Origin of the sequence: Streptomyces sp. WELS2, from assembly GCF_013870595.1 — a bacterium.
GTDB lineage: Bacteria > Actinomycetota > Actinomycetes > Streptomycetales > Streptomycetaceae > Streptomyces.
The window spans coordinates 1-7,762 of the sequence record NZ_JACBWZ010000254.1 but is presented as its reverse complement, the minus strand read 5'-3'; the positions used below and the strand labels follow the sequence as shown (position 1 = coordinate 7,762).

General features: G+C 68.9%; 10 protein-coding genes. 9 read left to right on the top strand and 1 reads right to left on the bottom strand.

All coding sequences use genetic code 11. From position 1 onward, the window contains the following. The first annotated feature begins 258 nt into the window (after window positions 1-258). The 8 genes from H5J33_RS16745 to H5J33_RS16710 all read left to right on the top strand — a co-directional run bounded on the left by H5J33_RS16745 (window position 259) and on the right by H5J33_RS16710 (window position 6,438). Complete coding sequence (locus H5J33_RS16745; RefSeq protein ID WP_309485418.1) at window positions 259-807, top strand: 2-oxo-4-hydroxy-4-carboxy-5-ureidoimidazoline decarboxylase; 549 nt, start codon at window positions 259-261, stop codon at window positions 805-807. A gap of 180 nt (window positions 808-987) precedes the next feature. After that, window positions 988-1,368, top strand: a complete 381-nt coding sequence (gene sdhC / locus H5J33_RS16740) for a succinate dehydrogenase, cytochrome b556 subunit (RefSeq protein ID WP_037654050.1) — start codon at window positions 988-990, stop codon at window positions 1,366-1,368. A gap of 5 nt (window positions 1,369-1,373) precedes the next feature. Next, window positions 1,374-1,856 (top strand): succinate dehydrogenase hydrophobic membrane anchor subunit, encoded by a 483-nt coding sequence (locus tag H5J33_RS16735; protein ID WP_030789512.1) that lies wholly within the window; start codon window positions 1,374-1,376, stop codon window positions 1,854-1,856. Between the two features lie 19 nt (window positions 1,857-1,875). Then, complete coding sequence (gene sdhA / locus H5J33_RS16730; protein ID WP_181795708.1) at window positions 1,876-3,630, top strand: succinate dehydrogenase flavoprotein subunit; 1,755 nt, start codon at window positions 1,876-1,878, stop codon at window positions 3,628-3,630. Next, a complete protein-coding gene (locus H5J33_RS16725; protein ID WP_181795707.1) occupies window positions 3,630-4,409 on the top strand; it encodes a succinate dehydrogenase iron-sulfur subunit in 780 nt (259 codons plus the stop codon). The genes sdhA and H5J33_RS16725 overlap by 1 nt, the downstream gene beginning before the upstream one ends. Before the next feature lie 88 nt (window positions 4,410-4,497). After that, on the top strand, window positions 4,498-4,908 hold the full coding sequence (locus tag H5J33_RS16720) for a VOC family protein (protein WP_181795706.1): 411 nt from the start codon (window positions 4,498-4,500) through the stop codon (window positions 4,906-4,908). Between the two features lie 75 nt (window positions 4,909-4,983). Beyond that, window positions 4,984-5,730: a TetR family transcriptional regulator gene (locus H5J33_RS16715; RefSeq protein ID WP_181795705.1), complete on the top strand. Its 747-nt coding sequence runs from the start codon at window positions 4,984-4,986 to the stop codon at window positions 5,728-5,730. A 90-nt stretch (window positions 5,731-5,820) separates the two neighbouring features. Beyond that, window positions 5,821-6,438, top strand: coding sequence for a Uma2 family endonuclease (locus tag H5J33_RS16710; protein ID WP_181795704.1), 618 nt, complete (start codon window positions 5,821-5,823; stop codon window positions 6,436-6,438). 64 nt (window positions 6,439-6,502) lie between these two features. Here H5J33_RS16710 and H5J33_RS16705 read toward each other — a convergent pair whose 3' ends face one another. Continuing rightward, window positions 6,503-6,742: an SCO4848 family membrane protein gene (locus tag H5J33_RS16705; protein ID WP_030789488.1), complete on the bottom strand. Its 240-nt coding sequence runs from the start codon at window positions 6,740-6,742 to the stop codon at window positions 6,503-6,505. Between H5J33_RS16705 and H5J33_RS16700 the strand changes: the two genes are divergently transcribed. Further along, a partial coding sequence (locus H5J33_RS16700; RefSeq protein WP_399552842.1) for a D-alanyl-D-alanine carboxypeptidase family protein occupies window positions 6,741-7,762 on the top strand: 1,022 nt, incomplete at its 3' end. The genes H5J33_RS16705 and H5J33_RS16700 overlap by 2 nt on opposite strands.

Genomic DNA, 7,762 nt, shown 5'->3' with positions numbered 1-7,762 from the left:
TGCCGAGCGCGACCGTCCCGGCGAACGCGACGGCCATCACCGCTCGCTTCCGTACCACCTGCCGCGCCGGTCCCCGGCGCCTGTGCCTGTGCTGGGTCACCCTGCCAACGTACGACCGATCCCCGGTTCAGCGGTCAGCCGTGCGAAGCGAAACTCTGCCGTTCGAGTGAAATTCCGTTATCGCTCAGACACCGTATGACCACTCTCGATAGCCTGACGACACTCACATCCTTCACAGAATCCCCTGCCGCACCACACGTGACGCGAGGACCCACGCTGCCCGCCCACCATCTGCCCTCTCTCCCCAAGCCGCTCGACGCCTTCAACACCGCGTCCGCCGACGAGGCGCGCGCCCTGCTGCTGCACTGCCTGCGCAGCCCGCGCTGGTCCGACCGGATCGCCGCGCACCGCCCCTACCCCGACCTGGACTCGCTGCTGGCCGCGGCGGACGAGGCGACGTACGACCTCTCCCCCGCCGACCTCGCCGAGGCCCTGGCCGGCGAGTGCCTCCCCGAGCTTCCCGAGGACACCTACTCGGCGGCCCACATGGCCCTCGGCGCCGCCCACGCCGCCTACGAGGCCCGATTCGGCCACACGTTCATCATCTACCTGGGCGACGTCCCCGCGGACGAGGTCATCGACCACCTCCTCCAGGCGATCCGATCACGATTGGCGAACGATCCGGAGGACGAGCGGGTGGTGGCGGCGGAGCAGCTCAGGCGCCTCGCGAAAGGGAGAATCGCGGCATTTCTCAGGGGCAAGCGGAACCGGGCGACCAGCCACAACGCGCCCGCACCCGGCAGATAACAGGACACACCACACCGGGCTAGCCCAACCGCGTGCCACTTTGATCACACCGACAGGCCCCCCGTCAGGCACAGCGCGTCGCCTCGCTACGATGCTGGGGGCCGGTGGACCGTACCCGGCCGGGCCCGACCGACAGAGAAGCCGGCGCGGCCCTAGTCCCCGCACCCGGAGGGTTCTTCCGTGCCGGCTGGAACGCTGTACCGCGGCCGGGAAGGAATGTGGTCCTGGGTGGCTCACCGAGTCACCGGCGTCCTCATTTTCTTCTTCCTGTTCGTTCACGTGCTGGACACCGCTCTCGTGCGTGTCTCCCCCGAGGACTACGACAAGGTCGTAGCCACGTACAAGACGCCGATCGTCGCGCTGCTGGAGTACGGCCTCGTCGCCGCCATCCTCTTCCACGCGCTCAACGGCCTGCGGGTCATCGCCGTCGACTTCTGGTCGAAGGGCCCGCGCTACCAGAAGCAGATGTTCTGGACCGTGATGGGTGTCTGGATCGTCCTGATGGCCGGTGCGATCTACCCGGTCCTCGGCCACGCGTACCGTGCACTCTTTGGGAGCTGACGCCGATGTCCACGACTGAAACCCCCGCTTCCGGAGTCGGCCCCGTGGAAGGCGCGCCCGTCTACACCGTCGACCACCCGGCCCCGCTGATCGAGGCCCCGCGCAAGCGCACCAAGAAGACCCCGAAGTCGACCCGGGGCAACTTCGAGCTGGCGGCGTGGCTGTTCATGCGCCTGTCCGGCATCGTGCTGGTCGTCCTCGTCCTCGGCCACCTGCTGATCCAGCTGGTGCTGGACGGCGGTGTCTCCAAGATCGGCTTCGCCTTCGTGGCCGGCCGCTGGGCGTCGCCGTTCTGGCAGGTCTGGGACCTGGTGATGCTGTGGCTGGCGATGCTGCACGGCGCCAACGGCCTGCGCACGGTCATCAACGACTACGCCGAGCGGCCGACCAGCCGGTTGTGGCTGAAGGCACTGCTCTACACCGCCACGGTGTTCACCATCCTGCTGGGCACGCTGGTGATCTTCACCTTCGACCCGAACATCCGCTAGGCACGGGGCTGCGAGAATCATGAAGATCCACAAGTACGACACCGTCATCGTCGGCGCCGGTGGCGCGGGCATGCGCGCCGCCATCGAGGCGACGAAGCGCAGCCGCACCGCGGTCCTGACCAAGCTCTACCCCACCCGCTCCCACACGGGCGCCGCGCAGGGCGGCATGGCCGCCGCGCTCGCCAACGTGGAGGAGGACAACTGGGAGTGGCACACCTTCGACACGGTCAAGGGAGGTGACTACCTGGTCGACCAGGACGCCGCCGAGATCCTGGCGAAGGAGGCCATCGACGCCGTCCTCGACCTGGAGAAGATGGGCCTGCCGTTCAACCGGACCCCGAACGGCACCATCGACCAGCGCCGCTTCGGCGGTCACTCCCGCAACCACGGCGAGGCCCCGGTCCGCCGGTCCTGCTACGCCGCGGACCGCACCGGCCACATGATCCTCCAGACGCTGTACCAGAACTGCGTCAAGGAGGGCGTGGAGTTCTTCAACGAGTTCTACGTCCTGGACCAGCTGATCACCGAGGTCGACGGCGTCAAGCGGTCCGCCGGTGTGGTGGCCTACGAGCTGGCAACCGGCGAGATCCACGTCTTCCAGGCGAAGGCCGTCATCTACGCCTCCGGCGGCTGCGGCAAGTTCTTCAAGGTGACGTCGAACGCCCACACCCTGACCGGTGACGGCCAGGCGGCGGTCTACCGGCGCGGGCTCCCGCTGGAGGACATGGAGTTCTTCCAGTTCCACCCGACCGGCATCTGGCGCATGGGCATCCTGCTCACCGAGGGCGCCCGCGGCGAGGGCGGCATCCTGCGCAACAAGGACGGCGAGCGCTTCATGGAGAAGTACGCTCCCGTCATGAAGGACCTGGCGTCCCGTGACGTCGTGTCCCGCTCCATCTACACGGAGATCCGCGAGGGCCGCGGCTGCGGTCCCGAGGGCGACCACGTGTACCTGGACCTGACCCACCTGCCGCCGGAGCAGCTGGACGCCAAGCTGCCGGACATCACCGAGTTCGCGCGGACCTACCTGGGCATCGAGCCGTACACGGACCCGATCCCGATCCAGCCGACCGCGCACTACGCGATGGGCGGCATCCCGACGAACGTCGAGGGTGAGGTCCTGGCGGACAACACCACCGTCGTCCCGGGTCTGTACGCGGCCGGCGAGGTCGCCTGTGTCTCCGTGCACGGCGCCAACCGGCTCGGCACCAACTCGCTGCTGGACATCAACGTCTTCGGCCGGCGCGCGGGCATCGCCGCCGCCGAGTACTCGGCCAAGGCCGACTACGTCGAGCTGCCGGAGGACCCGGAGTCGTTCGTCGTCGAGCAGATCGAGCGGCTGCGCACCTCCACCGGCAACGAGCGGGTGGCGACCCTGCGCCGCGAGCTGCAGGAGACCATGGACGCCAACGTCATGGTGTTCCGCACCGAGCAGACGATCAAGACGGCGGTCGAGAAGATCGCCGAGCTCAAGGAGCGCTACAAGAACGTGGCGATCCAGGACAAGGGCAAGCGTTTCAACACGGACCTCCTTGAGGCGATCGAGCTGGGCAACCTGCTCGACCTGGCCGAGGTCATGGCCGTTTCGGCCCTCGCCCGCAAGGAGTCCCGCGGCGGTCACTACCGCGAGGACTACCCGAACCGCGACGACGTCAACTTCATGCGCCACACCATGGCGTACCGCGAGGTCGGCGCCGACGGCTCGGAAACCGTCCGTCTCGACTACAAGCCGGTCGTCCAGACCCGCTACCAGCCGATGGAGCGTAAGTACTGATGGCTACCCCTGTCCTGGACAAGGCGGACGCGGCCGGCCGGCCCGAGCCCGGTTTCGCCGACTCCCCCTACATCACGGTCACCTTCCGCATCCGCCGGTTCAACCCGGAGGTCTCGGCCGAGGCGACCTGGGAAGACTTCCAGCTGGAGATCGACCCCAAGGAGCGGGTCCTCGACGGCCTGCACAAGATCAAGTGGGACATCGACGGCTCCCTCACCTTCCGCCGGTCGTGCGCGCACGGCATCTGCGGCTCGGACGCGATGCGGATCAACGGCAAGAACCGCCTTGCCTGCAAGACGCTGATCAAGGACATCAACCCCGAGAAGCCGATCACGGTCGAGCCCATCAAGGGCCTGACGGTCCTGAAGGACCTGGTCGTGGACATGGAGCCGTTCTTCCAGGCGTACCGGGACGTCATGCCGTTCCTGGTCGTGAAGGAGACGAACGAGCCCACCCGCGAGCGCTACCAGTCCCCGGAGGACCGCGAGCGCTTCGACGACACCACGAAGTGCATCCTCTGCGCGGCCTGCACCTCGTCCTGCCCGGTGTTCTGGAACGACGGCCAGTACTTCGGTCCGGCCGCGATCGTGAACGCCCACCGCTTCATCTTCGACAGCCGTGACGAGGCGGGCGAGCAGCGCCTGGAGATCCTCAACGACCGCGACGGCGTGTGGCGCTGCCGCACGACCTTCAACTGCACGGACGCCTGCCCGCGCGGTATCGAGGTCACCAAGGCCATCCAGGAAGTCAAGCGCGCCCTCATCACGCGCCGCTACTGACCCGCCGAGGCGGCTTCGCCGAGCCCCACCGCAGTCCGCTGCGGTGGGGCTCCTCGCTTCCCGGGAGCCGGGATCCTAATGTGACGACATGTCAGACGAAGAGTCGTACGAACTGCTCGGCTTCGACAACGTGCTGCTCCCCGTCGGCGACCTCGGCGAGGCCGTCGCCTTCTACGAGCGGGCCGGGTTCACCGTGGGCTTCCGGCTGGACGAGGCCGGCATCGCGCTGCTGAAGGTCGGCGCCGAGACACCCGGCATCCTGCTGTGCGCCGAGGAGGGGTTGGGCCGGCGGCCGCCGCACTGGCCCTCGCCGCGCATCTGGCTGGAGGTGCCGGACGCCCGGGCGGCGGCGCGCGAGCTGACCGCCGCGGGGATCCTGCCGCTGGACGAGATCGCCCAGGGCGCCACCGGCTGGACCGTGGAGATCGCCGACCCCTGGGGCAACGTCCTGGGCTTCACGGACTACACCAAGCGCCCGGCCCTGGCCCGCAGGAGCTGAGCGGCCGGGCCCCCGCGTGGTGCTCCCGGTCCTCGGGGCCAGGCCCGCCGGGGCCACTCGTTAGGCTCTTCTACCGTGCCCGCGAAGAATGTCGGCCCCGAGGCGGCCGGCCCCCACAGCAGCAAGTCCGAGCAGACCCGCGCGCTGATCCTGGAGACCGCGATGCGGATGTTCCAGGAGCGCGGCTACGACAAGACGACCATGCGGGCCATCGCCAAGGAGGCCGGGGTCTCGGTCGGCAACGCCTACTACTACTTCGAGGGCAAGGAACACCTGATCCAGGGCTTCTACGACCGGATCGCCGCCGAGCACCAGGCGGCGGTCCGGTCGGTGCTGGAACGGGAGACCGACCTGGAGGCACGGCTCGCGGGCGTGCTGACCACCTGGCTGGACATCGCCCGGCCGTACCACGAGTTCGCGGTGCAGTTCTTCAAGAACGCCGCCGACCCCGACAGCCCGCTCAGCCCCTTCTCCCCGGAGAGCGAGCACGCCCGCGAGCAGGCCATCGGCGTGCACCGGGAGGTGCTGGCCGGCTCCAAGGCCAAGGTGGCCCCGGAGCTGCGGGACGTCCTGCCGGAGCTGATGTGGCTGTCGCAGATGGGCCTGGTGCTGTACTGGATCTTCGACCGCACGGAGAACCGCGAGCGCAGCTACCGGCTGGCCCGGCGCGGGGCCCGGCTGACCGCGCGCGGGGTCGCCCTGGCCCGCTTCCGGGCGCTGCGGCCGCTGGTCATGGAGGTCCACGAGCTGTTCACGGACTTCCTGCCGGGCATGACGAGGGTCCTGCCGGACCCTGGGCGCGGGGGGCGGGAGAGCGGGTGATCACTTTCGGGTGAGGGCGCGGGAACGGGACACGCGGTCCGGGGACTGCCTACGATGATGCTCTCGACACCAGCCCCTAGGAGGCACGCGATGTCCGCCGCATCCGTCGAGCAGCCCTTCGACGCCGACGAGCCGTTCTCCCTGACGGCCATCGCCGACGAGATCATGGAGCGCCATCCGGGCTACCGCGTCGAGATCATCGGAGGCCATCTCCTCGTGACCCCTTCACCGGATGCCCCGCACGCCCGCGCTCTGACCAAGCTCATGCGCCCCTTCATCGCCGCGGGCCTCGATGATGGCGAGACCGAGGTCCTCCAGAGCGTCGCGATCAAGCTCCCCACCGGCGCCGAGGACTACTGCATCCCCGACTTGGTGGTCGTGGACGCAGACATCGACGACCACTTCATCGAGAACAACGCCTACGACCCGGTCTGCTTCCGCCTCGTCCTGGAGGTGACCTCCAGCAACTGGCGGGACGACCTGAAGACCAAGGCCGGTGCGTACGCCGAGGCCAAGGTGCCCGTGTACATGGTGGTCGACCGCAAGCACCAGCGACTCCACGTGCTCACCGAACCCGACGGGAGCGAGTACACCAGCCACCGCGTGCACGCCCCCGGCGAGACGGTCACCCTGCCCGACTCGGTCGGTGCCGAGGTCGCCCTCGACGTGGAGCAGATCATCAGGGCCGGCCAGAAGAAGTCCGACTGAGCGGATCAGCCCCAGCCCGAACACCCCCGCGTCCTCCAGGACGCGGGGGGTTCGCGTGTGCCCGCTATGAGTTTCGGCGCAGTGCGCGCACTCCGCGCAACCCGATGACTCCGATGACCGTCCCCAATACGAAGGAAACGACCGCCAGCAGCAGGTGCACCCAGAAGTACGCGGTCGGGTGACCGTCGTCGAAGGCCAGTCCGCTGCTGTCCTTGACGAGATTCTTGACGAAAGTGACCCAGATGACCCAGCTCCACACCCCGAAGGCGAGCAGGAACCAGGAGACAGGGCGGCTGAGCTTCATGAGTCCAGTATCGCCGTCCGGGGTCCGGGCCCGTGCCGGGGGTGCGCGCGGGTCCCTGCTGGTCGCCTCCGCCACGCTGTTCTCCCTGGCCGTCACCGCCCCCGCCGCCCTCGCCGCGCCCTCCCCCACCACGAGCCCGACGGCCACGCCCCCGGCGCGGATGTCCACCCTCGGCGGCGCCCGGCTCGGGATGCCCGGCACGCAGGTCAACCTCGCTCCCGGGGTCCCGGTGCTGCCCGAGGGCCTGACCGCCCGCTCCTGGATCGTCTCCGACGCCGAGTCGGGCGAGGTGCTGGCCGCGCACAACGCGCACTGGCGGCTGCCCCCGGCCAGCACGCTGAAGATGCTGTTCGCGGACACCGTGCTGCCCCGGTTCCCCAAGGACACCCGGTACAAGGTGGCCCCGGCCGACCTGAAGGGGGTGGGCGACGGCTCCAGCGTGGTCGGGGTGAAGGAGGGCGTCACCTACTCCGTGCGCGACCTGTGGCTCGGCGTGTTCCTGAAGTCGGGCAACGACGCGGTGCACGTCCTGTCCGCGATGAACGGCGGGGTGAAGCAGACCGTCGAGGACATGCAGAAGCACGCCGAGGAACTCCAGGCGATGGACACCCACGTGGTCTCGCCCGACGGCTACGACGCGCCGGAGCAGGTCTCCTCGGCGTACGACCTGACGCTGATCGCCCGCTCGGGCCTGCAGAAGAAGGACTTCCGCGACTACTGCTCGACGGTCAGCGCCAGGTTCGGACCGACCGAGATCCGCAACACCAACCGGCTGCTGAGCGGGGACGGTGATGTGCCGGTCTACCAGGGCATCGCGGGCGTGAAGAACGGCAACACCACGCACGCGGGCGCCACCTTCACCGGGGTGGCCGAGCGCGGCGGCAAGGTGCTGCTGGTCACGGTGATGAACCCGGAGAAGCACGAGCACAACGAGGTCTACAAGGAGACCGCCAAGCTGTTCGACTGGGGGTTCCAGGCGGTCGGCAAGGTGAACCCGGTGGGCGAGCTGGTGCCGCCGAG